The organism is Myxococcus dinghuensis, assembly GCF_024198235.1.
Lineage (GTDB): Bacteria > Myxococcota > Myxococcia > Myxococcales > Myxococcaceae > Myxococcus > Myxococcus dinghuensis.
In genome coordinates, this window is the sequence record NZ_JAKCFB010000002.1 from 499173 (window position 1) to 520694 (window position 21522).

Annotated in this window: 18 protein-coding genes and 1 tRNA gene; 10 read left to right on the forward strand and 9 right to left on the reverse strand. The window is 70.7% G+C overall.

Features of this window, described 5'->3' with window-relative positions:
* The first annotated feature begins 8 nt into the window (after positions 1 to 8).
* Positions 9 to 4433: an AMP-binding protein gene (locus tag LZ198_RS04665; protein ID WP_253970646.1), complete on the forward strand. Its 4425-nt coding sequence runs from the start codon at positions 9 to 11 to the stop codon at positions 4431 to 4433.
* Positions 4430 to 5458, forward strand: a complete 1029-nt coding sequence (locus LZ198_RS04670) for an NAD-dependent epimerase/dehydratase family protein (protein WP_253970647.1) — start codon at positions 4430 to 4432, stop codon at positions 5456 to 5458. The genes LZ198_RS04665 and LZ198_RS04670 overlap by 4 nt, the downstream gene beginning before the upstream one ends.
* Positions 5459 to 5510: 52 nt before the next feature.
* Here the strand turns inward: LZ198_RS04670 and LZ198_RS04675 are convergent, their stop codons facing one another.
* Entirely contained in the window at positions 5511 to 5666 is a 156-nt protein-coding gene (locus LZ198_RS04675; RefSeq protein WP_253970648.1) for a hypothetical protein, read from the reverse strand.
* 2 nt (positions 5667 to 5668) lie between these two features.
* Positions 5669 to 6550, reverse strand: coding sequence for a diguanylate cyclase (locus LZ198_RS04680; RefSeq protein ID WP_253970649.1), 882 nt, complete (start codon positions 6548 to 6550; stop codon positions 5669 to 5671).
* A gap of 225 nt (positions 6551 to 6775) precedes the next feature.
* Between LZ198_RS04680 and glgC the strand changes: the two genes are divergently transcribed.
* On the forward strand, positions 6776 to 8005 hold the full coding sequence (gene glgC / locus LZ198_RS04685; protein ID WP_253970650.1) for a glucose-1-phosphate adenylyltransferase: 1230 nt from the start codon (positions 6776 to 6778) through the stop codon (positions 8003 to 8005).
* A gap of 7 nt (positions 8006 to 8012) precedes the next feature.
* Positions 8013 to 8543, forward strand: a complete 531-nt coding sequence (locus LZ198_RS04690; RefSeq protein WP_253970651.1) for a GNAT family N-acetyltransferase — start codon at positions 8013 to 8015, stop codon at positions 8541 to 8543.
* Here LZ198_RS04690 and LZ198_RS04695 read toward each other — a convergent pair.
* From LZ198_RS04695 to add, 4 genes are all read right to left on the reverse strand, one after another.
* Positions 8536 to 8991, reverse strand: coding sequence for a hypothetical protein (locus tag LZ198_RS04695; RefSeq protein ID WP_253970652.1), 456 nt, complete (start codon positions 8989 to 8991; stop codon positions 8536 to 8538). The genes LZ198_RS04690 and LZ198_RS04695 overlap by 8 nt on opposite strands.
* Before the next feature lie 129 nt (positions 8992 to 9120).
* Positions 9121 to 10545 carry an RtcB family protein gene (locus tag LZ198_RS04700; RefSeq protein ID WP_253970653.1) on the reverse strand — a complete coding sequence of 475 codons (1425 nt, stop codon included), beginning with the start codon at positions 10543 to 10545 and terminating at the stop codon, positions 9121 to 9123.
* Between the two features lie 170 nt (positions 10546 to 10715).
* On the reverse strand, positions 10716 to 11495 hold the full coding sequence (locus LZ198_RS04705) for an SDR family NAD(P)-dependent oxidoreductase (RefSeq protein ID WP_253970654.1): 780 nt from the start codon (positions 11493 to 11495) through the stop codon (positions 10716 to 10718).
* 37 nt (positions 11496 to 11532) lie between these two features.
* On the reverse strand, positions 11533 to 12699 hold the full coding sequence (add, locus tag LZ198_RS04710) for an adenosine deaminase (RefSeq protein ID WP_253970655.1): 1167 nt from the start codon (positions 12697 to 12699) through the stop codon (positions 11533 to 11535).
* A 65-nt stretch (positions 12700 to 12764) separates the two neighbouring features.
* Between add and LZ198_RS04715 the strand changes: the two genes are divergently transcribed.
* Both LZ198_RS04715 and LZ198_RS04720 read left to right on the forward strand, forming a co-directional pair.
* The gene (locus LZ198_RS04715; RefSeq protein ID WP_323381928.1) at positions 12765 to 13832 is read left to right on the forward strand and encodes an outer membrane protein assembly factor BamB family protein; all 1068 of its coding nucleotides are present in this window, start codon (positions 12765 to 12767) and stop codon (positions 13830 to 13832) included.
* Positions 13833 to 13939: 107 nt separating this feature from the next.
* A tRNA-Asn gene (locus LZ198_RS04720) sits at positions 13940 to 14026 on the forward strand.
* Here the strand turns inward: LZ198_RS04720 and LZ198_RS04725 are convergent.
* Complete coding sequence (locus LZ198_RS04725) at positions 14027 to 16336, reverse strand: ATP-dependent helicase (RefSeq protein WP_253970657.1); 2310 nt, start codon at positions 16334 to 16336, stop codon at positions 14027 to 14029. It abuts the tRNA gene before it with no gap.
* A 125-nt stretch (positions 16337 to 16461) separates the two neighbouring features.
* On the opposite strand from LZ198_RS04725, the gene LZ198_RS04730 reads away from it, so the two are divergent.
* From LZ198_RS04730 to LZ198_RS04745, 4 genes are read left to right on the forward strand one after another with little or no spacing between them, the layout of a single operon-like run.
* Positions 16462 to 16947: a PaaI family thioesterase gene (locus LZ198_RS04730; protein WP_253970658.1), complete on the forward strand. Its 486-nt coding sequence runs from the start codon at positions 16462 to 16464 to the stop codon at positions 16945 to 16947.
* Positions 16948 to 16950: 3 nt separating this feature from the next.
* Positions 16951 to 17718, forward strand: coding sequence for an RNA polymerase sigma factor (locus LZ198_RS04735; RefSeq protein ID WP_253970659.1), 768 nt, complete (start codon positions 16951 to 16953; stop codon positions 17716 to 17718).
* The gene (locus LZ198_RS04740; protein ID WP_253970660.1) at positions 17711 to 18262 is read left to right on the forward strand and encodes a zf-HC2 domain-containing protein; all 552 of its coding nucleotides are present in this window, start codon (positions 17711 to 17713) and stop codon (positions 18260 to 18262) included. The genes LZ198_RS04735 and LZ198_RS04740 overlap by 8 nt, the downstream gene beginning before the upstream one ends.
* An 11-nt stretch (positions 18263 to 18273) precedes the next feature.
* Positions 18274 to 19449: an AraC family transcriptional regulator gene (locus tag LZ198_RS04745; protein WP_253970661.1), complete on the forward strand. Its 1176-nt coding sequence runs from the start codon at positions 18274 to 18276 to the stop codon at positions 19447 to 19449.
* 54 nt (positions 19450 to 19503) lie between these two features.
* Here the strand turns inward: LZ198_RS04745 and LZ198_RS04750 are convergent, their stop codons facing one another.
* Positions 19504 to 20691, reverse strand: a complete 1188-nt coding sequence (locus LZ198_RS04750) for a hypothetical protein (RefSeq protein ID WP_253970662.1) — start codon at positions 20689 to 20691, stop codon at positions 19504 to 19506.
* A 46-nt stretch (positions 20692 to 20737) separates the two neighbouring features.
* Positions 20738 to 21406, reverse strand: a complete 669-nt coding sequence (locus LZ198_RS04755; protein WP_253970663.1) for an RNA polymerase sigma factor — start codon at positions 21404 to 21406, stop codon at positions 20738 to 20740.
* Between the last annotated feature and the right edge of the window lie 116 nt (positions 21407 to 21522).

Genomic DNA, 21522 nt, shown 5'->3' on the forward strand with positions numbered 1-21522 from the left:
GGACGCCCATGGCACCCCTCCCCGAGCTGGACGTCTCCCGAGTCTTCACCGGCAAGCGCCTGTTGTTCGCCGGCGCCACGGGCTTCGTGGGCAAGGTGACGCTGTCCATGCTGCTGCACCGCTACGGGCAGGAGCTGGAGCGCGTCTACGTGCTCGTGCGCAAGGGCAGCGCGGCCTCCGCCGAGCGCCGCTTCTTCGACAAGGTGGCGACGAGCGAGCCCTTCCAGCCGCTGCGCGACACCTACGGCGACGAGGGCGCGCTGGAGTTCCTGCGCGCGAAGTGCGAGGTGCTCGACGGCGACATCACCGACCCGTGGGTGGGCCTGGACGAGGCCCGGGTGGCGGAGCTCACCGGGAAGGTGCACGCGTTCGTCAACTGCGCGGGCCTGGTGTCCTTCAACCCGTCGCTGGAGGTGGGCCTCAACGTCAACACCCACGGCGTGAAGTACGCGGTGGAGCTGGCGCTGCGCTGGGGCGTGCCCCTCATCCACATGTCCACGTCCTTCGTGGCGGGCAACCGCAACGGGCTCGTCTTCGAGGACGAGGAGGTGCGCGGCTACTTCCCGCGCAAGGACGAGCTGGACGGGCGCGACTTCAGCCTGGAGCAGGAGCTGAAGGACGCCGAGCGCATCGTCGCGCGGCTGCGCGAGCAGGCCGACGACCGGGCCCTGACGTCCACCTTCCGCAAGAAGGCGCTGGACCGGCTGGCGGAGGAGGGCCGCGACGTCAACGACGAGAAGACGCTGCGGCTGGCGGTGGGCCGCGAGCGCAAGCTGTGGCTGAGCGGCGAGCTGGTGCGCGCGGGCATGGAGCGCGCGGCGCACTGGGGCTGGCCCAACACGTACACGTACACCAAGTCCCTGGGCGAGCAGGTCATCGCCGGCACGCCGGGGCTGCGCTACGCCATCGTGCGGCCCTCCATCGTGGAGAGCGCGAGGCACTACCCGTTCCCCGGTTGGAACGAGGGCTTCACCACCTCCGCGCCGCTGGCGTTCGCCGGCATCAAGGGCCCCGGCGGCATCCCCGCGGGCGACAGCACCATCCTGGACATCATCCCGGTGGACCAGGTGGCGGGCGCCACCATCGGCATCACCGCGCACTCCATCGACGTGGAGGAGCGGCGCGTGTACCAGCTGGCGTCGGGTGACGTGAACCCGTTCTACGCCAGCCGCTCCGTGGAGCTGGTGGGCCTGTACCGGCGGCGCTTCTACCGGAACAAGGAGTCGGGCAACAAGCTGCTCAACTCGCTGCGCTCGCGGCTGGAGCCGCAGCCGGTCAGCAAGCGCGAGTTCGAGCTGTTCAGCGCGCCCATGCTGGTCCGGGGCGCCCGCTTCCTGAAGAAGGCCATCGACGAGGTGCGCCCCGCGTGGGGCGCGCCGTCCGTGCAGGCGATGCTGGACAAGGCCAAGGTGTCGCTCGACGAGGTCGAGGACAACAACGCCGGCCTCATCGCGATGACGGACCTGTTCCTCCCCTTCCTCTACGAGAACCGGTACGTCTTCCGCTGCGACAACACGCGCTCGGTCTACACGCGCATGGCGCACGGGGACCGGCTGAAGATTCCGTGGGACCCGGAGCACATCGACTGGCGCGCGTACTTCATGGAGACGCACCTGCCGGGCCTGGAGAAGTGGGTGTTCCCGGGCCTGGAGGAGGAGCGCGAGAAGCGCACCGTCATCCCCGCGCACCGAGACCTGCTGGAGATGTTCGAGGCGGTGGTGCACGCATACCGCCACCGGGTGGCCTTCCGGATGGTGGCCGGCGAGAAGGAGGAGCGCTTCACCTTCGGCGAGGTGCACCGCTACGCGGCCCGGGTGGGCAGCTTCCTGACGCTCTCCGGCGTGAAGCCGGGGGACCGGGTGCTGCTGGTGTCGGAGAACCGGCCCGAGTGGTCCACGTCCTTCTTCGGCATCCTGCGCGCGGGCGCCACGATGGTGCCGGTGGACCCGGGCCTCTCCGAGGCCGAGGTGCTCAACATCGCCCGGCGCTCCCAGGCGCGCGCGTGCCTGATGTCCGAGGACGCGGCCCGGGACTTCCCCGGCCTGTTCGACGCGCTGGGCGAGGGCGTGGTCATCGCCAGCCTCGCGCAGGCGATGACGGGCGACCCGGCGTACCCGGACCGCATCGGGCCGGTGCGCAAGTCCGCGTCGCCGGACGACATCGCCAGCCTCATCTTCACGTCGGGGACGACGGGCACGCCCAAGGGCGTCATGCTCACCCACCGCAACTTCGCCTCGCTGGTGGCGAAGCTGGCCGGCGTGTTCGACGTGGGCGTGGGTGACGGCGTGCTGTCCGTGCTGCCCCTGCACCACACCTTCGAGTTCTCCGCGGGCTTCCTCACGCCGTTCTCCCGCGGCGCTGAAATCACGTACATCGACGAGCTGACGTCGGACCGGCTGGGCGAGGTGTTCGAGACGGGCCGCATCACCGCGATGATCGGCGTGCCCGCGCTGTGGCAGCTCCTGCACCGGAAGATGACGCAGGAGTTCGCCAGCAAGCCGCCGCTGGTGGAGCAGGCCATCAAGGCGATGATGGCCACGCACGGCGAGCTGCGCAGCCGCGCCAACGTCAACCTGGGCAAGCTCCTGTTCTGGCCGGTGCACCGCAAGTTCGGCGGTCGCATCAAGGTGCTCGTGTCGGGTGGCTCCGCGCTGCCGGAAGAGGTCCACAAGGCCTTCCACGAGCTGGGCTTCAACATCACGGAGGGCTACGGCCTGACGGAGGCCGCGCCGGTGCTGGCGGTGGCGGAGCCGGGCAACAAGCGCACGCCGGGCTCGGTGGGCAAGCCGCTGACGGGCATCGAGGTGCGCATCCTCCAGCCGGACAACGACGGCATCGGCGAGGTGCTGGCCAAGGGCCCCAACGTCATGGCGGGCTACTTCGGGGACCGCGAGGCGACGGACGCGGTGCTCAAGGAAGGCTGGCTGTACACCGGCGACCTGGGGCGTCTGGACGCGGAGGGCCGGCTGTACCTGGTGGGCCGCGCCAAGGACGTCATCATCGACCACAACGGGAAGAACATCTACCCGGACGAGCTCGAGGAGCTCTACCAGGAGCACACGCACGTCAAGGAGCTGTCCATCGTCGGCCTGCCGGACGAGGCGGGTGGCGAGAAGGTCGCGTGCCTGTGCGTGCCCGACTACGGCGACCGGCCGCGCGAGGAGGTGCGCCGCGAACTGGAGGAGCACTTCCGCAAGGTGGGCGCGGGCATGCCCTTCTACCGGCGCATGAAGGTGCTGCGCTTCTGGGACGGCGAGCTGCCGCGGACGTCGACGCGCAAGGTGAAGCGCAAGCTGGTGGTGGAGGAGCTGCAGCGGCTGGAGCGCATGGCCCAGAGCGCCACCAAGGCGCGCGAGAAGGTGCTCGCGCCGGGCACGGGCGGCGCGGCGGAGTGGCTCTATCCGCTCATCGCCGAGGTGTGCCACCGCTCCCTCGCGGACGTGCGGCCGGACGCGCACCTCACCGGGGACCTGGGCTTCGACTCGCTGATGCTCACGGAGCTGTCGAGCGCGCTCGAGGGCGCGGGCGTGCCGCTGCCGGCCATCGAGGACCTGACGCAGGTGCAGACGGTGGAGGACCTGCGCAAGGTGGTGGTGGCCTCCGGCCGGAGGCCCTCCGCGGAGACGCGGGCCAAGGACATCCTCAAGGAGAACGCGAAGGCGGAGGAGGTGGAGATTCCGGTGCCGGACGTCGTGGCGGACGTGGGCCGGCAGCTCATGGCCTTCGGCCAGAAGGTGCTCTACGGCGGCGTGTTCGACGTGAAGGTGACGGGCCGCAGCTTCGTGCCGCAGAACCGCAACTTCCTGGTCATCGCCAACCACGCCAGCCACCTGGACGCGGGCCTGGTGCGCGTGGCGCTGGAGGAGCAGGGAGAGAAGATCGTCTCGCTGGCCGCGCGCGACTACTTCTTCGACACGCCGCTCAAGCGCGCGTGGTTCGAGAACTTCACCAACCTGATCCCCATCGAGCGGCACGGGTCGCTGCGCGAGTCGCTGCGGCTGGCGGGCGAGGCCCTGCGCCAGGGCTTCAACGTGCTCATCTTCCCGGAGGGCACGCGCTCGGTGACGGGGGAGCTGTTGGAGTTCAAGAACACGCTGGGCTACCTGGCGCTCACCTTCCGCGTGGACGTGCTGCCGCTGTACATCCACGGCACCTACGAGGCGCTGCCCAAGGGGAGCGTGTTCCCCAAGGCGAAGGACCTGAAGGTGAGCATCGGGCCGGCGCTGGGGCACGACGCGCTGCGCGCGCGCACGCAGGGCATGTCTCGCTCGGAGAGCTACCGCTACGCCACGCGCATCGCCGAGGACGCGGTGCGCGAGCTGCGCGACGGCCGCGTGTTGAACCTGGACGCGCTGGCCACGACGACGGTGGACGCGAGCGCGGAGCCGGCGCCCGCGCGTGTCCGCGCCGTCACGGGAGGGAAGGACCAGTGAAGCTCTTGGTGACGGGAGGGACGGGGTTCCTGGGCGCGCACCTGGTGCCCAGGCTGGTGGCGGCGGGCCACACGGTGCGGCTCATCGGCCGCTCCAAGCCCACGGGCGCCGCCTACGCGGGCACGGAGTACGTCGCGGGCGACCTGAAGGACCGGGACGCGGTGCGCCGCGCGCTGGACGGCGTGGACGGCCTCTACCACCTCGCGGGGCTCGTCTCCTTCCAGCCGAAGGACGCGCGGAAGATGTTCGAGCTGCACGTGGACAGCACGCGGGAGCTCCTGCGCGACGTGCGCGAGGCGGGCCTCCAGCGCGTGGTGCTGGCCTCCACCTCCGGCACCATCGCGGTGTCCAAGGAGGAGGCCGTGCTCGACGAGACGGCGGACTACCCGCTGACGGTGGTGGCGCGCTGGCCGTACTACCTGTCGAAGATCTACGAGGAGAAGCTGGCGCTGGAGTACTGCCGCAAGCACGCCATCCCCCTGGTCGTGCTCAACCCCAGCCTGCTGATGGGCCCGGGCGACGACCGGCTGTCCTCCACGTGGACGGTGGTGAAGTTCCTCAACCGCGAGATTCCGGCCATGCCGGGTGGCGGCATGTCCTTCGTCGACGTGCGCGACGCGGCGGAGGCGTTCGTCCAGGCGCTGACGCGGGGCGAGCTGTACGGCCGCCACCTGCTCGGCCTGAACATGACGATGACGGAGTTCTTCCACCGGCTGGAGCGCCTCACCGGCGTGAGCGCGCCGAGGCTGCGCCTGCCCGCGCAGGTGAACATCCTGGGCGGCAAGCTGCTGGAGCGCTGGGCGAAGGCGCGCGGCACGCCCCCGCCGTTGGATCCGCAGGAGGTGGAGATCGGCGAGCACTACTTCTGGCTCGACGCCTCCAAGGCCGAGGCGGAGCTGGGCTTCCGCGCGCGCGACGCGCAGGAGACGCTCGCGGACACCGTGAAGCACATCTACGGGAAGCTGCCGCCGGGGAGCCTGCCGGGTACCAAGGGCCGGCTGGGCGACCTGCGCGAGGGGACCTGACGTCCGGCGTGGAGTCGGGCGGGAGGTCTTCTTCCTTCCGCCCCTCCGCGGACTAGCGCCCCACCGTCTGACGGGCGCGCTCCACCATCTGCCCGGCCCACGGCTCCGAGCGGTGGCCCCACACCCAGGCGGCGCCGAGGAAGCCCAGGCCGAGCAGCACGAGCACCAGCCGCGCCAGCGCCGAGGGCCCCGCTTCGGTCTGCGCCATGACTAGCCCACCACCCGATTGCGGCCGGTCTTCTTCGCCTTGTACAGGTTGGCGTCCGCCACCTTGATGAAGTGGGTGGGCTCCGTCATGTCCGCCGCCATCTCCGCCACGCCGAGGGAGATGGTCACCGGAATCTCCTTCTCGTCGTAGACGAAGGACTTCTCCGCGATGAGCTTGCGGATCTTCTCCGCGAACAGGCGCGCCTTGTCCGGCCCGTCCTCGGGCATGACCACGGCGAACTCCTCGCCGCCGTAGCGCGCGAAGCACTGCTCGCGGCGCACCAGCCGCTTGATGGTCTGCGCCAGCTCCCGCAGCACGTAGTCCCCGGCCAGGTGGCCGTGGACGTCGTTGATCTGCTTGAAGTGGTCGATGTCGAACATCATCAGCGACAGCGTGCGCTGGTACCGGCTGGAGCGCCCCATCTCCCGCTCGAGGTACTCGAGGAAGAAGCGCTTGTTGTTGATGCCGGTGAGACCATCCGCGATGGTCAGCGTGTAGATGGTCTCGTGGTACTGGGTCTCGATGTTGTCGCCATCGAGGAACTTGAAGATGGAGCCGCCGACCTTGATGAGGTCGCCGCTGCGCAGCGGCTGCGCCTGCAGCACCTCCTGGTCGTTCAGGTAGGTGCCGTTGGTGGAGCCCAGGTCCTCCACGAGCATCTTCCCGCCCCGTCCGAGCACGCGGGCGTGGCGTCGGGACACGTTGTCCAGGTCCACCACGATGTGGTTGTGCTGGTCCCGCCCGATGGTCAGCTCGGAGTCGTCGAGCAGGTACTTCTTCCCCAGCTCGGGCCCGTGAATCTGGACCAGGCAGCACTCGGTGCTGCGCTCGGGGCGCAGGTTGAGCGTGGAAATCTTGGTGACGCGCGTTTCGTCGCCTGACATCGCCCCACGAGGCTAGCACGACCCCCTTTTCGGAAGCCAAGCAACCCAAGCAGGAACGGCGCTTCCCGCTCCCCTTCCGGCCATGGAGGGAGCCGATGTCCCACATCCGACGCGCCCTGCTCCGGGAAGGGTCCTGTCGGGGCGGTTGTGCACTCAACGAAGGCGTGCGAGCAGGCACGGGTGGGCTTGTGGTGCCCGGGTGGAGGACTAACGTCCGGCGCACCTATGTCCAAAGTCCTGGCGATGATTCTGGCAGGAGGCGCGGGCACGCGCCTGGAGCCACTGACTCGCGAACGAGCCAAGCCCGCGGTGCCGTTCGGCGGGCGCTACCGCATCATCGATTTCGTCCTCTCCAACTTCGCGAACTCCGGCGTCTACCGGATGAAGGTGCTCACCCAGTACAAGAGCGACTCGCTGAACAACCACCTGTCGCGCGCCTGGCGGATGACGGCGTTCCTGGGGCACTACGTCGAGAGCGTGCCGGCGCAGATGCGCACCGGGGTCGACTGGTACAAGGGCAGCGCGGACGCCATCTACCAGAACCTCAACATCATCACGGACGAGGAGCCGGACTTCATCTTCGTCTTCGGCGCGGACCACGTGTACCGGATGGACACGCGGCAGATGCTGGACTTCCACGTGCAGAAGAAGGCCGCGTGCACGGTGGCCGCGATTCCGGTCCCCATCGAGCAGGGCCGTGAGTTCGGCATCATCGACGTGGGGCCGGACGGGCGGATGCGCCAGTTCCTGGAGAAGCCGCGCGACCCGCCGCCCATGCCGGGCAACCCGAAGATGTGCCTGGCCTCCATGGGCAACTACCTGTTCACCACGGAGGTGCTGGTGCAGGAGGTGGTGCGCGACGCGGCCAACGAGACGAGTGCGCACGACTTCGGCAAGTCCATCATCAGCGAGCTGTACAAGAACGCGCCCGTCTACGTTTACGACTTCGCCCAGAACGAGATCGCCGGGCAGGAGGCGAAGGAGCGCGGGTACTGGCGGGACGTGGGGAACATCGACGTCTACTACCAGTCCAACATGGAGCTGGTGGAGGTGGACCCCATCTTCAACCTCTACAACGACCGCTGGCCCATCCACACCCAGGCCAACAACTACCCGCCGGCCAAGTTCGTCTTCGCGGACAAGGAGAACGAGCGCGTGGGGCACGCCACGGACTCGCTGGTGGCGGAGGGGTGCATCATCTCCGGAGGACACGTGAACCGCTCCGTGCTCTCCCCGAAGGTGCGGGTGAACTCCTATTCGGAGGTGGAGTCCTCCATCCTCTTCGAGAACGTCACCATCGGCAGGCGCTGCCGCATCCGCAAGGCCATCATCGACAAGAACGTGGAGATTCCGCCGGGGATGACGATTGGCTATGACTCGGTGGAGGACAAGCGGCGCTTCCACGTCACGCCCGAGGGAGTGGTGGTCATCCCCAAGGGCATGAAGGTGACCTGAGGCGGCCATGAGGTTGGGGGGGCTCTACCTCAGACCGGCGCGGGACTCGGACCGGCGCGCCCTGTGGCGCATCCACACCGAGGCGGTGGGGACGCTCTGCCAGGGCGCCTACGCGCCCCACGAGCTGACGACGTGGGTGCGGCTGCTGCGCCCGGAGGGCTACCTGCAGCCGGACAAGCCTCGCACCGTGCTGGTCGCGGAGCGGGAGCGGCGGCTGGTGGGGTTCGGGCAGTTGGACTCGCGCGCCGGCGAGGTGGAGGCCCTGTACGTGTTGCCGGAGGTGGTGGGCACCGGCGTGGGCTCCCAGTTGCTGGCCGCGCTGGAGTCCGTCGCGTGGGGTGGCGCCATTCCCCTGCTCAGCCTGGACGCCAGCCTCAACGCGGAGGCCTTCTACCGGCACCGGGGCTACGTGCCGCTGCACCCCGCCCGGCGGCCGCTGACGCCGCAGGTGCAGTTGGCCTGCGTGCGGATGCAGAAGCGGCGGCCGGCCCCCACCAGTCGATGGGAGCCCGCCGCCGGCGCGGCGACGCTCAGGTGAAGCGCGCCTTGACCTCCGGCTTGCTGAGCACCACGAGCGCCCAGATGCCCAGGGGGAGGCCCAGGCAGTAGCAGGGGCCGCAGCACGGCACGAGCGCGGCGATGGCACCCGTCATCGCCATCCCGTAGCTCTGCAGGGACTTCATCTTCAGCGCACCCACGAAGGTGAGCGCGTTGAGGACGAGCATCGGCGCCGCCGCCGCGAAGCGCCCCGCGCCCGAGGACAGGAACTGGAACGTCCCCTCGAACTCGCGCAACTGCGGGTTGCTCATGAACTGGTCCATCAACGCCTGGTCCATGGGACGCAGGGTCGACACCAGCGCGTAGAGGAACGTCAGGGCGGAGGTGACCATCAGCAGGATGGCCGGAATCGACACGGCCTCCTTGGCCTGGGTTCCCGGCCCCGCGGGCTGGCCCGCTCCCGGTGGTACTCCGAAGTTGTTCTCCATGTTCCCCTCTCCCGTGAAGCGTGGACGAGGACGGGAAGACCCGAGTCCCACCCGCCATCGGCGCGCATTCCACATGGAGGCCGGCCTCCACGCCAAGTGAATTGACGCGGAGACCGCCCTCCCCGGCCGTCACGCCTTGAAGGTGAGCAACGGCGTGAGCCGGGCGACCTCCTGGACGATGCCCGCCTCCACCTGGGAGTCCACCACGGGGCGGATGGGCTTGTACGCCGCGGGGGCCTCCTCCACGCGGCGCTCGGCCCGCAGGCTGATGCAGTCCACGCCGGTGAGCCCCAGCGCCGCCTCGCTGTGGTCCGCGCCCTCCCGCGCCAGGGAGAAGCGCGAGCGGGCCCGCCCCGCCCCGTGAGAAGCGGACTCCAGGGAGCGCGCATCCCCCATCCCCACCATGAGGAAGGACGAGGCGCCCATGGAGCCGGGGATGATGACGGGCTGCTCCGCCGTGGCGGGGCATGCCCCCTTGCGCGCCAGCCACCCGTCCTCGTGAGGCAGCGTGAGGTTGTGGGGGACGTCGTAGACGAGCGGCGCCTCCACGTCCCCGAACAGCTCGCGCAGCGTCTGGCGCAGCAGCTCCGCCAGCAGCAGCCGGTTGAGGAACGCGTAGTTGGCCGCGGTGGCCTCCGCCTCCAGGTACCCCGCCACGAGCGCCTCGTCCGCGAGCGGGAGGATGCCGCTGTCCGGCCGCGGCACGCCCTGGGGCCAGGCGTCGCGGGTCTTCTGCTGCCACGCCACGCCCACGTGCTTGCCCACGTCGCGGCTGCCGGAGTGGACCATGAACGCGAGCTGTCCCTCGCGCACGCCCCATTGCCAGGCCCGCGCCCGGTCCTTCACCTCCTCCACGCGCAGCACCTCGACGAAGTGGTTGCCGCCGCCCACGGTGGCCAGGCCCGCGTCGCGCACCACGCCCTCGCGCACGAGCGCGTCCGGCGCCCAGCGGGGATGTCCCGCCAGCGCGCCCCCCAGGTGCACCCGGCCCAGCTCCGCGTCGAGCTGGCCCAGGTCCGCGCGGCCCGCGCAGCCCAGCGGCGCGTCCAGCGTCTCCACGAGCCACCCCGGGAGGCCGTCGCGCAGCAGCGCCTCCGAGGCACGCGAGGACATGGCCACGTCGCGCGTGCCGAAGAAGTAGTGGCCCTTCATGCGCTCGACGAAGTCGTCGCGACGGGACAGGAAGTCCCCCACCGCGAGGTCGGCGACGTGCAGGCGCATGCCACAGTTGATGTCGGTGCCCACGGCGCCGGGGACGACGAGGCCCCGCGTGTGCAGCACCGAGCCGATGGCCACACCGGAGTCACCGGGGTGGAAGTCGGGGGTGGCGCGCACGCGCAGCACCTGGCCGCCGCCCGGGTGCTTCAGGGAGGCGAGGTGGGCGAGCTGCTTGAAGGCCTTGCCCTCCACGGGCAGGTCCGGTGGGAGGAGGACCTCCGCGGGTGGCGCATTCGCGTCACCCAGGAGGCGCACGGTGTAGAGGTGACCGTCATAGGTCACCTCGAGCCCCTCGCGGACGAGTGCCCGCAGGAGCCGATTCAGGTTCGGCTGCATGACCCAACTCAGGAATGGCCCTGGCGCGCCCGGAGAGGGACGCGAGCCAGGGGGACGTGGCGGATTGAGATGGTGGACCTCGGGTCAGCAGCCGCGGTCGCCGGAGGGACACGGGGCCCCTCCTCATCTCGCTCCGGACGGGAGCGGGTCACCGCCCTGACAGCGGGGCACTACACGGCGGCGGACAGGCCCCCGTCCACGTTGATGGCGGTCCCCGAGACATAGGCACCCCGAGGAGACACGAGGAAGGCCACCAGGTCGGCGAACTCCTCCGCCCGGCCCACGCGCCCCAGGGGGATGCCCGCGTTGCGCGCCATCTCCGCCTGGAGCACCTCCACCGGCTTCCCCAACTCCTGGGCGCGGCGCGTCCACTGGCCGCTCTCGATGATGCCCACCAGCACCGCGTTCACGCGGATGTTCTGGGGGCCCAGCTCCTTCGACAGCGCCTTGGTGAGCGCCATGCCCGCCGCGCGCGACACCGACGAGGGCGTGGACTGGGCCCCCGGCGTCTTCGCGCCGATGGCGAGCACGTTGACGATGGCGCCACCGCCCGCCTCACGCAGGTGGGGCAGGGCGTGCCGCGACGCGCGCACGGCGGCGAACAGCTTGAGCTGGAGGTCGGCCTCCCACTCCGCGTCGGAGACGGACGCGAAGGGCCGGGCCGAGGCGGTGCCGGCGTTGTTCACCAGCGCGTCCACCCGCCCCCAGCGCGCGTGGGCGGCGTCCACGAAGTGCTCCACCTCCCAGGCCCTGGAGACGTCCGCTTGAACCGTGAGGACGTCGCCGCCTTCCTCCCGGAGCGCCGCCGCCGTGGCCTCCAGGCGCTCGACGCCCCGGGCGCACAAGGCCACCTTCGCCCCTTCCCGCACGAGCCGCCGCGCCAGCGCCGACCCCAGCCCGTCCGAGCCCCCTGTCACCAGCACCACCCTGCCACCCAGTTCCAGGTCCATCCGCGTCCTCCCCGCCGCACGCGCTCCAGGCCCGAACTCAGGCCGTCTGCTTCACCGCGCCGCTGCGCTTCTTGTTGTCGAAGGCGGCCAGCGTGGCGGCGATCTCCTGGTTCACCGCCCGCAGCATGTCCTGCTTCTCCCGGAACGGGAGGAAGGCGCTCTTGAAGCCGGAGACGATGATGGTGGCCAGGTCGTCCAGCGACAGCCCCAGCTCCTTGTGCGCCGTCCACAGCTCCTTCGTCACCGTGGTGTCGGTGATGAGGCGGTTGTCGGTGTTGATGGTCACCCGCAGGCCGTAGTCGAAGTAGAACTTCAGCGGGTGCGCGGCCAGGCTCGACACCGCGCCCGTCTGCACGTTGGACGTGGGGCAGACCTCCAGCGGGATGCGGTGGTCGTTGACGTAGTTGAGCAGGTCGCCGTCCTCGCGCAGCCGCGTGCCGTGGCCGATGCGGTGGGCGCCCAGGTTGTGGATGGCCTGGGAGATGGACTCGGGGCCGTACGCCTCGCCCGCGTGCGCGGTGCAGTTGACGTTGTTCTTGAGGATGAGCTGGAAGGCGTCCTTGTGGTCCTTGGCCGGGAAGCTGGCCTCGGCGCCCGCCAGGTCGAAGCCGATGACGCCGCGGTTCTTGTAGGCCACGGACAGCTCGGCCAGGCGCATGGACGTCTGCGGGTTGATGTGCCGGATGCCACAGACGATGACGCCGCACTTGATGCCCGTCTCGCGCTTGGCGACGCGCAGGCCCTCCAGCACGGAGTCGATGACCGTGGTCATCTTCAGGCCCTTCTGCAGGTGCAGGGCGGGCGAGTAGCGCACCTCCAGCCAGCGCACGTTCTCCGCGGCGGCGTCCACCGCGAGCTCGTATGCGGCACGGTAGAGGGCGTCCGCCGTCTGGAGCACGGAGAGCGTCACGTCGAACGCGACGAGGTACTCCTCCAGGCTCTTGCAGACCTCGCCCATGTGGATGGCGCGGGCCAGGCCGTCCTCGGTGTCCGCGGGCAGCTTCACTTCCTGCTGCTCGGCCAGTTCGAGGATGGTCTTCACCCGCATGGAGCCATCCAGGTGGCAGTGCAGGTCCGTCTTGGGGAGGGCGTGGAGCAGCTCCTCCGTCACCGTCAGTGTGGGCGGCGGCACGAAGTCCGTCCGGCGGGCGCCGGAGGGGATGCCCGTGGCGCTGGGAATCTCGTCGTCGCTAATCGTAGGCATGGTCGAATTTCCTTCCTTACGCCATCCTCCAAACCATGTCGCCCCGCGCGTGTCCATGCAGGCGCTTGCTTCCCACCCTCGTGCTGACAGTGGTGGCGGCCGTGGGCTGCCGGGAGCCCGCGGAGACGGCGTTCCGGTACTCCACGGATGCATCCTCCCGCGCGGGGCTGACGGCCCTGTCGGACGGCGTCCTCACCGGTAACGAGGCCGGCGCGGTGCTGCGCGTCAACCGGGCCGGGGACGTCGTCTGGCGGGTGGAGCTGGGCCGGGAGGTGGCGACCCGGCCGGTCGTGGCGGCGGACAGCGTCGTCGTGGGGACGGTGGCCGGAGACCTGGCCCGGCTGGCGCTCTCCGACGGGACGGAGCGCTGGCGGCTCACCGGCGAGGCCCCCGTGCTCACCCCTCCCGTCGCCGAGGAGGACGGGACGGCGGTGTACGTGGTGGCGCCGGATGGCGCGGTGCGTTCGCACGCCGTGGACACGGGCAAGGTCCGTTGGCGGACACCCGCCCCCAAGGCCGACGAGGCCCACCTGGACCCCGCCCGAGGCCTCCCGGCGCCCGTGCTGTCGGAGGGGCTGCTGGTGGTCGCGCTGGGCGACGTGGGCCTGGTGGCGCTGTCCACGGCGGACGGCGCCCGCGCGTGGCGTCAGGAGGTCCGCGGGGTGCTCGGCCTGGCGGCGACGAAGGACGTCGTCTTCGCCACCACCCGGGAGCACCGCGTCCGGGCGATGCGTTTGGAGGATGGGAGCCCCTTGTGGGAGCAGTCGCCAGCGCGGGCCCTCACCAGCCCCCCGTCGCTCGCGCTGGGAACGCTGTGGGTGGGCGCGCGCGTGGACGACACGGACGTGCTGGTGGGCTTGTCGCCCTCGGAGGGGAAGGAGGTGGCCCGGCTCCCCCTGCCCGCGCCGCTCGTCACCGGCGTGGCGGAGGCCCACGGGGAGCAGCTCGTGGTGCCCACCAATGGCCGTCAGGGACGGCTCGTGGTGCTCGCGCCGCGGGACCCGGCACACGCCATCTCCCTGCGCACGGACACGCCGCTGCGCACCCGGCCCGTGGTGCTGGGAGGGCAGGTCTTCGTGCTGGGGATGGACGGGCGCGTGCTGTCGTGGCGCCTGCGTCCCCCGAAGTCCTGAGGCCCGTCGTCAGATTCCGCGCCCACCGCGCGTCCCTTTTCGCGCGCCCGTCAGCCGAGGCCCGACACGCACTCATCTCGCTGGTTCGAATCCAGCTCCCTCCTCGCGGAGGGATGGCCGAGTGGTCGAAGGCACCAGACCGTTAATCTGACAGACACCGGCTCCGGCACTCGGGCGCACCCTTCTCTCCCCCACTACCCTGGCAGCAGGAAGCGGGCGATGACGCGCTTGAGGCCCACGGCGCCCCCGAACTCCACCGTCACCTTGGCGTTGGGCCCCGTGCCATCCGTGGCGACGATGCGGCCCACGCCGAACTGCTCGTGGCGCACGCGCATGCCGCGCACGTCCCCGCCGATGCCCTCCATGTCCGAGGCCTGCGAGTACGAGCGGTCGATGCGCGGCCCGTCGTCCTCGTCCCAGGTGCGCCTGCGCGGCGCAACCGGGGCCGCGCGCGGGGGCTCCGGTACGTCCTGCTCGCTGATGCCGAACAGGGCCGGAGGCACGTCACGCAGGAAGCGGCTGGGCGGGTTGTAGCGCAGCTCGCCGAACAGCGAGCGGCACTGCGCCAGGCTCACGAAGAGCCGCTTGCGCGCGCGGGTGAAGCCCACGTAGCAGAGCCGGCGCTCCTCGGCCATCTCCTCGCCGTCGTCCGGGTCCTCGCCCTTGAGGGCGCGCGAGTGAGGGAAGACGCCATCCTCCAGGCCGGTGAGGAACACCGCGTCGAACTCCAGGCCCTTGGCCGCGTGCAGCGTCATCAGGGCCACGCGCCCCTCGCCCACCTCGGCGTCCGCGTCACCCACCAGGGAGATCTGCTCCAGGAACGCCTGGAGCGGCGGCGTGTCCGCGGACAGCGGCGCGGCGTCCACCTCCGGCGGCACCTCCGCGGGGGGGGTGCTGGCGGCGGCCACGGCGGCGGCGGCGCGGTTGAGGTCGAACTCCTGGGCGGCGCCCAGGAACTCGCGAAGGTTCTCCGCGCGCGTCTGGGCCTCGTCGCTGCCCTCGGCCATCAGCGTCTCGACGAGCTTCGTCTCGCGCAGCATCTCGTCCACCGCGCTCGCGGCGTCCGTCGTGCCCTGGGCGAAGCCGGTGAGCGACTCCAACAGCGCGCGGAAGGTGCGCAGCCGCTTGACGGCGGTGGCGTTGAGCGCGGGGATGCGCTCCGGCGCGGCGAGCACCTCGTAGAGGCTCTGTCCCACGGTGTTGGCGTGGTCCATCACCCGCTCCACCGTGGTGTCGCCGATGCCGCGCGCCGGGGTGTTGATGATGCGCAGCAGGTCCGCGTCCGAGCGAGGGTTGACCATCAGCCGCAGGTACGCGGACGCGTCGCGCACCTCCGCCCGGTCATAGAAGCTGCGCCCGCTCACCAGCGTGTACGGCACGCGCGCCAGCCGCAGCGCCTCCTCGAGCACGCGGCTCTGCGCGTTCACCCGGTAGAAGACGGCCATGCTGGAGAACTTGATGAAGCCCTCGCGCTGCAGCGCGAGAATCTGGCGCGCCACCTCCTGCGCCTCCATCCGCTCGTCGCGGTTGAGCAGCAGCGACAGCGTCTGGCCCGCCGGCCGGTCCGACCAGAGCTTCTTCTCCATCCGCCGCGTGTTCTTGCGGATGACCTCGTAGGCCGCGTCGAGGATGTTGCGGTCCGAGCGGTAGTTCTGCTCGAGCTTCACCACCCGGGCGCCGCGGTACTCGCTGGGGAACTCGAGGATGTTGCCCACGTCCGCGCCGCGCCAGCGGTAGATGGACTGGTCGTCGTCGCCCACCACCACCAGGTTCGCGGACGGGGGCGGCGCCAGGAGCCGCAGCAGTTCGTACTGCACCGGGTTGGTGTCCTGGAACTCGTCCACCAGCACGTGGTGGAAGCGGCGCCGGTAGTTGGCGAGCACGTCCGGCTTCTTCTTGAAGAGCGACACCAGCAGCAGCAGCAGGTCGCCGAAGTCCACCGCGTTGGCCGCGCGCAGCCGGTCCTGGTAGGCGCGGTACACCTTGCGCACCAACTGACCGCGCTCGTCACCCGGCTCCACCACCATGTCCTCGGGAAGCCGCGCCGCGTTCTTCTCCTGGTCGATGCGGCTGAGGATTTCGCGCGGCTGCATGGACTGCTCCAGCCCCGCCTCGCGCATGGCGCGCTTCACCACGTTGAGCTGATCCCCGTCGTCGTAGATGACGAACGAGCGGGTGAGCCCCACGTGCTCCGCCTCGCGGCGCAGAATCATGGCCGCCGACGAGTGGAACGTGCTCACCACCAGGTCGTTCGCCTGGGGCCCGAGCAGTTGCACCAGGCGCTCGCGCATCTCCCGCGCCGCCTTGTTGGTGAAGGTGACCGCCAGGATGCGCCACGGGAAGACCCCCCGGACCTTCACCAGATGCGCCACGCGGCGGGTGATGACGCGCGTCTTGCCACTGCCGGCGCCCGACAGGACGAGCAGCGGGCCCTCGCCGTGCAACACGGCCTCGCGTTGCGGGGGATTCAGGTCTTCGAGGAGTGCGGATTCGTGGGCGTTCACGGGTGACTCAGGAGGAAACGCCTGCTTCTAACGTCTTTCTCCGTCGAGTGGGGACCCTTCCACCACCCCGGCCCGCCCGCCCGTCCCCTGGCCCCGCCCCGCTCGGATATAAAGGGAGCCATCCCATGTCCGACTCCCCGTCCGGCCCCCCCTCACGGCCGTCCCAGGCCGACCTGGACCGCTACGCCACGCTCTTCAACCAGAGCCTCACCCTGCGTCACTTCGGCGCGCACCTGTCGTTCCCGGAGGGACGCAAGGTGGTCATCTCCCTGCCGGAGGTCCGTCCGGAGCACCGGGGCGGGGTGGGCAGCGCCGCGGCCGTCAACGGCGGCATCCTCGCCGCCCTCTTCGACCTCGCCATCGGCACCAGCGGCGCGCTCGTGGACCCCAGCCGCCGCTGCGCCACCGTGCAGCTCTCCATGAGCTTCGAGCGTCCCGTCACCGGCGACCACCTGCGGGTGGAGGCCGAAATCGACAGCCAGGGCCTCACCCTGCTCTTCGCCACCGCCCGCGTGTACGACGCGCAGGGCCGCATGTGCGCCCGCTGCCAGGGCGTCGTCCGCCTCTCCAACCTCCCTTGGGCCTCGGGGGAAAGCCCCGCCGTCAACTGACCCTTGACCACCCGCACCCACACATTCCCCACCGACGACGATATGTCCGCCTCGGACACACGTTACTCGGGCACCGGGGAGCGGCCGCATCCCGGCCACGCCACGGAGCGACGGGAAGACGGCATGGGTGCAGCCGTGCAGGGCCTGCGGATGACGACGGTTCGACTGTCGAGGGAAGCCGAGGAGCCGATGGAGGAGCCGGCGCGCGCGGGGGACGAGGAAGCCCTGGCGCGCCGGGCCCTGACCGGCGACCGCGCGGCCTGGGACGCGTTGGTTGCGCGCCACCACCGCCGCGTCGTGGTATCGCTCCTCGCCCGAGGCGTCCGGGTGGACCGGGCGCATGAGCTGGCCCAGGAGACCTGGGCGCGGCTCATCCAACAACAGCAGCGTGGGCTGCTGACGGAGCTGCGCCTGCCCAACCTCGCCCTCACCCAGGCGGCCTTCCTGGCCGCGGACGATGCCCGTCGCGCCCGGCGCGAATCCATCTCCGGGGCGGTGGAGGAGCTTCCCGAGCGCCAGCACCCGGTGGACCCTTCGGTCTCCGCCGAGCGCCGCCTCCTGTCGGAAGAGCAGCTTTCCCGCGCCCACGCCGCGCTCGCCCAGGTGTCGCCGAGCGCGCGGAGCGTTTTCCTCCTGGCCTGTGACGGCCAGGAACTCCCCCATGCCGAAGTCGCCGCGCGCGTCGGCCTGTCCGTGCAGCGCGTACGACAGATCCTGTGCGAGGTCCGCAAGAAGCTGCGGACCGCGCTCGAGGAGGAAACCCATGCTTAAGCCCCACCTGACCCGCGACTCCGCGGAGCAATACATCCTGGGCGCGCTCGCCCCGGAGCGGGCGGCGGCGCTGGAGGCCCACACACTGGAGTGTGAGCCATGCGCCCGGCTGCTTCAGGAAGAGGCCCTCCTGTCCGAACAGCTCCACGAGGTCGCCCAGGCCCTCCCCGGCGAGGAGCGCGTCGTGCGCCCCGCCCGCTGGAGCGCGCGCTACAGGGCGGCGGGCACGGCCGTGGCCGCCATCGCCGCGGCGGCCGCGCTGGCCCTGGTCGTGGCGCGCGTGCAGCAACCGGCACGCGGCGGCGCGTCCGTGCCGCGCGTGCTGGACGCCCAGCCCCCCACGGTGGCACTGGGTGAGGAGGAGCCTCCCACCAACATGGTGGCCTGTCCGGACCTGGCCACGCAGGAAGCCTGCACGCGCAAAGCCGCGGAGCGGGGCCTGCTGGTCATGAACCCCTGGGGCACCGCCGAGGTGCCTCGCTACGAGGCCCGCACGGGCCTCCCCGAGGGCGCGCTCAGCGCGCGCCAGCCCGTGTCGCTGTGAGGACGGCCACCATGGACTTCCGGAAGAAGCTCGTTGCCCTGCTGCTCGCGCTGGCCGCTCCCATGGCCCACGCGGGAGCGTCGGGCAGCGCCCAGAAGCTGCCGGTGGGCTGGTACGTCACGGAGAGCGCGCCCAAGCGCTACGAGGCGGGTGTGGACACCAGGTCCCCTTGCGAGGGCACCCGCAGCGCCTTCCTGCGCTCGCTCTCCACCGACGAGAACGGCTACGGCACCTTCATGCAGGCCTTCGGCGCACAGGACTTCCGCGGCAAGCGGCTGCGCTTCTCCGCCGCCGCGCGCGTGAAGGACGTGGAGGGCTGGGCAGGCCTGTGGATGCGCGTGGAGGGCCCGGACCCGAAGCAGCCGCTCGCCTTCGACAACATGCAGTCGCGCGCCCTGGTCGGCACGCGGGGCTGCAAGCGCTACGAGGTGGTGCTCGACGTGCCCCCCGAGGCAACCACCATCATGGCCGGCCTCATCATGAGCGGCACCGGCCAGGCCTGGCTGGATGGGGTCCGCTTCGATGTGGTGGATGGTTCGGTGGCGGTGACGGATCTGCTCGCCTCGCGGCAGTTGGTGGCCTCCACCGGCCCCGCCAGCCTCGACGACGCCGAGCCCGTCGTCTCGAGGAACGACCAGGTCCCCATCGGGCGCGTGGGCGACGTGTGGTTCAACCACGGGCGCGTCGCGGCGGACAAGCCGTACACCCGCCGCACGGACGGCGTCTGGGTGAGCATCCTCGGAGAGGAGCTCTACGAGCACGGCATCGAGGTGACGGGGACGTTCGGCCAGCGTCAGGTCGATCTCAAGGTGAAGGCAGGCGGGCCCCGCACCACCATCGAGGGGACCTGGGGCGGCGAGCCGGTGCTCATCCAAGTCAACGCGGACGCGCTCACCATGAAGTGGGGACGGCTGACGCGGGAGATGCTGCGAGAGAAGACCGCGCAGGTGGAAGCGTCCTGCAACCGCTACCAGCGCACGGATGGCCCCCGGGTGATGGACCAGCTCGACGTGTGCGGCGCGGCGCTGGGCACGCGGCCTCCGGCGACCCAGTTGGTCATGGCATTCCTGGCCACTGGCTTCCGCAACACGCTCCCGCCGCGGAGCTTCCCCATCCCGCAGCCGCCCATCCGCAGCCGCCAGGCGCTCGACACGGCGGAGCGCGGAGGCGGCCCCGAGATCCAGTGACGACGCGCGGGGGCCGCGCCTCGACGCGGGTCCCCCGTCCAACGTCCGCCTCCGTCAGAAGGCGAAGTCCTTCTCCATCGTCTCGTTGCCCGCCTGCACCGACAGGTGGGCGGAGCGCGCGCCGGTGGAGGACGCGGTCGTCAGGTCGAAGGACAGGCCCTCCGGACCGTTGGACGGCTTGAGCGAGGGACGTCCCGGACTGAGGAACACCGCCGCCGTCACCGTGCGCCCCGCCAGGGGCTGCACCAGCAGACGGACGCGCTGACGCTCCCGCACCAGCACCACGCGGAACTCCCGCCGCTCCTCCAGCACCTCGCGGTGCTCCGGGTGGCGCGCCGCCAGGGGGCGCTGCGACACCGGGGCACGGGACGTACGCGCGGCGGGGGACAGGCCCGCGTCGCCCTCCTCCATCTCCAGGGCATCCTCGATGGCGTCGTCACCCTCGCCGAGCGCCAGCACCGCCTGGGCGCACTCGCCACAGCGTGCGGTGTGCGCGTCGACGCGGGAGCGCTCGTCCTCGCTCATCAGCCCCATGTCGAAGCGCCAGAGGTCGTCCTCCGTCAGGTGGCGGCGCGGGGGCGAATCCACGGGCGCCGCGTCCGCGATGTCCGCGCGGCAGTCCGCACAGCCCTGGAGGTGGGGGGTCGACGACTGGGCTCCACCCGTCCAGGTGGCCACCAGGTCATCGCAGCCGGCCCGGGCGGAGAACCACCAGGCCTTGTCCTGCTCGGCGGGCTCGAGGAGGTCGCGCTCCTGCCGGCGCTGCGGATTGAGTGGGATGAACCAACGGGCCCTGGGGCGGAGTGCCGAATCCAGTTTCCCCAGGCCCTCGACAAAGCGCTCCAGGTTTCGCGCCGCCTCGCCGTCGAGAGGACCGTGGAGCGCTTCCCAGGCCACCAGCGCCACCACCGCGGAGGCCGCCCTGTCGCGAGCGGCCAGGCCCTCCATCGCCGACAGGCGCCACATCTCCGCTTCCTCGCCCCCGTCCAACACCACCTCCACCGCTTCTTCCGCCGCCCTCAACAACACGGGTTGGAGTGCTTGCGGTTTCTGCGCCTGGAGCCATGTCTCCACTTCCCGCCGACCGAGGCCCCGGAGGGCATCCTCCACACCTTCGGTCCCCACCTGCCTCGAGCGTCTCAGCAGATCCCCGGCGACTTCCAGGACGACACCAGGAGAAGAGGACCCGGCGGTGAGCTGCTGACGGCGGGCGGTATAGCGGGACATGGCTGCGGTGTTCATGAATTCATTCCTCCTGAATACCCCGGGATATGACCGGACAGGAGGCTCACGCTTCCTCCCCGGGTGACTCGCGCTGGAGATCCAGCAGGTAGAGCTTCAAGTAGGCCTGGGCGCGGCTGACGCGCTTGTAGGAATTGACGACGCTGATGTTCAGACGACGGGCGCATTCCTCGTGATCCTCCACGTCCTCGTGGTGGTACAGCTCCCACGCCGAGGCTTCCTTGGGGTGCTCCTGCTGGAGTCGGGCGAAGGCCGCCCAGTACAGCTCCTGGGCCTCGGCGCGCTCCTCGCGACGCCGGCCCAGCTCCACCGCGCGGGCCGTCTCGGAAGGCGGCTCCTCCATGGCGTCATCGGGGTCTGACGGAGGGGCCGCGAGCTCCTCGCGGTGCCGCCGGTAGAAGTCGATGGCCACGTGCTTGACGATGCGCAGGAAGAACGTCTTGGGAGACGCGCTCCGGCCGGGCATCTGCTGCGAGACGCCCCGGAACTGGTCCAGGCCGCGGTCGAGGAACTTCCCCACCGCGTCCTGGAAGAGCTCGTCCGCGTCCGCTGGGGACCCGCGACCGTAGCTCGCCTGGATCTTGCTGATGACGTAACGGGCAGGCCGGTTCCACCGCTGCACCAACGTCCCGAGCGGCCCTCCAAAGGGCTCGTCAGTGGCGCGGCGGCGGACCACCTCCGCGAACAATTCGTCATCCGAGAGCTGCTCGTACACCGGAAGGACCTGGGGGCTGTGCCCGGAGAACCGCCCCGGGAGATGGGATTACGGGGATGTGGCGCGGCAAAGTACCACGTTGGCATCCGCAGGCAGCCTCCGAGTGGAGCAGGGGG

Coding starts and splice junctions, on each gene's coding strand:
- LZ198_RS04730 (WP_253970658.1), top strand. CDS start 16,462: ATGTCCGACTCCCCGTCCGGCCCCCCCTCACGGCCGTCCCAGGCCGAC.
- glgC (WP_253970650.1), top strand. CDS start 6,776: ATGTCCAAAGTCCTGGCGATGATTCTGGCAGGAGGCGCGGGCACGCGC.
- LZ198_RS04705 (WP_253970654.1), bottom strand. CDS start 11,495: ATGGACCTGGAACTGGGTGGCAGGGTGGTGCTGGTGACAGGGGGCTCG.
- add (WP_253970655.1), bottom strand. CDS start 12,699: ATGCCTACGATTAGCGACGACGAGATTCCCAGCGCCACGGGCATCCCC.
- LZ198_RS04695 (WP_253970652.1), bottom strand. CDS start 8,991: ATGGAGAACAACTTCGGAGTACCACCGGGAGCGGGCCAGCCCGCGGGG.
- LZ198_RS04675 (WP_253970648.1), bottom strand. CDS start 5,666: ATGGCGCAGACCGAAGCGGGGCCCTCGGCGCTGGCGCGGCTGGTGCTC.
- LZ198_RS04665 (WP_253970646.1), top strand. CDS start 9: ATGGCACCCCTCCCCGAGCTGGACGTCTCCCGAGTCTTCACCGGCAAG.
- LZ198_RS04690 (WP_253970651.1), top strand. CDS start 8,013: ATGAGGTTGGGGGGGCTCTACCTCAGACCGGCGCGGGACTCGGACCGG.
- LZ198_RS04740 (WP_253970660.1), top strand. CDS start 17,711: ATGCTTAAGCCCCACCTGACCCGCGACTCCGCGGAGCAATACATCCTG.
- LZ198_RS04750 (WP_253970662.1), bottom strand. CDS start 20,691: ATGAACACCGCAGCCATGTCCCGCTATACCGCCCGCCGTCAGCAGCTC.
- LZ198_RS04680 (WP_253970649.1), bottom strand. CDS start 6,550: ATGTCAGGCGACGAAACGCGCGTCACCAAGATTTCCACGCTCAACCTG.
- LZ198_RS04745 (WP_253970661.1), top strand. CDS start 18,274: ATGGACTTCCGGAAGAAGCTCGTTGCCCTGCTGCTCGCGCTGGCCGCT.
- LZ198_RS04700 (WP_253970653.1), bottom strand. CDS start 10,545: ATGCAGCCGAACCTGAATCGGCTCCTGCGGGCACTCGTCCGCGAGGGG.